We start from the raw sequence: 1302 nt of genomic DNA, 5'->3' as shown, positions 1-1302 counted from the left end.
ACATCGACGACGAGTGACGACGCACCATGCCGCATCGAGGGGGCGAGGGGGTGGGTAATTATACCAAGAGTCATGGAGTTTGACCGACGTGCGCCCACTGCCGCATTCCGATTGATGTGATGGTTTCGGGCGCGGCGAGGAGCTTCTGCCAAGCCTCGCAGGCGGCGTCGATGATGGCGTCGTAGTCGTCGAAGACGCGGTTTGAGAGCCAATTCTGCCGCAGATATTGCCAGACGTTTTCGACCGGGTTCAGTTCCGGGAGCGCGAGGGCAGGAAGATCGGCGTCATGTTTTTCGGCATCCTGAGATTGGCGGTGGTGTGCCATCCGGCACGATCCATGACGAGCACGGCGTGTGCGCCCTTTTCAACATGGCGGCTGATCTCGTCGATATGGCGTTGCATGGCCTCGGTGTCGGCAAAGGGCAGAGCCAGAGCCGCCCCGGCGCCGCGCGCCGGGCAAATCGCGCCAAACAGATACGCACTCTTGTAGCGCTGATCGGCCGGCTGGCGGGGCCGGGTGCCGCGCCTTGCCCATTGCCGCACGATGCCGTTCTTCTGGCCGATGCGGGCTTCATCCTGGAACCAAAGCTCCACCTTCGTGCGCGGCGGCAGGTCGCAAAGATGCGCCTTCAGCGTGCGTGGCCAGTTTTTTTGTACTCCTCGACAATATGGGCATCCTGGCCCGGATGATGTGGGCGCGCGCTGATGTGCGAGAAGCCGAGCTTGTGCAGCAGTTTCCCGACATAGCGCGCGTCGTAGTCCACGCCGAAGCGCTCCTTGATGACGCGCTTCAGGTCGATGCGCCGCCAGCGCACGACGCCGTCAACGGCACGGTCCGGCCCCGTCTCCACCATCGCAGCCAATTCGCTCTGCTGCTCTGGCGACAGCCGCGACAGCGGACCAGGCGACCACTGATCGAGAAGACCGTCGGGGCCTGCAGCATTGAACCTGTGCACCCAGTCGCGCAGCGTCTGCCGATCCATCCCGCCGATCCGCGCCGCATCGGTTCGGTTCATCCCGTCCAGAACCGCCGCGATCGATAACAGCCGGCTGCTCTGCCGCACATCCTTCGAAGCCCGCGCAAGGCGTCGAAGTTCGCTCGCCGAATAGTCATCCCGCAATTTCACCGCTGAACCCATCGCCGAATCTCCTTCGGCATCAGGGAATCACGGTCCACCTGCGATACAAAATCACGAAAGAGTCAGCGCCCGAGACCGTTGGTATTACGGGTCGAATCCGTATGGCCCAACTTGAACAGTTGGAGGTGAACGGATGGCGAACACTGCCGGTTAAGCTGTTGAA

Annotated in this window: 1 pseudogene; it reads right to left on the bottom strand. The window is 62.3% G+C overall.

What is annotated here, in order from left to right:
- Positions 1 to 70 precede the first annotated feature (70 nt).
- A pseudogene (locus ACWGTO_RS33440) lies at positions 71 to 1139 on the bottom strand (IS630 family transposase).
- Positions 1140 to 1302: the final 163 nt, after the last annotated feature.

The organism is Mesorhizobium sp. PL10, assembly GCF_053714315.1.
Note: the sequence above shows the minus strand (reverse complement) of the source record. Positions and strands in the feature narration are given on the sequence as shown.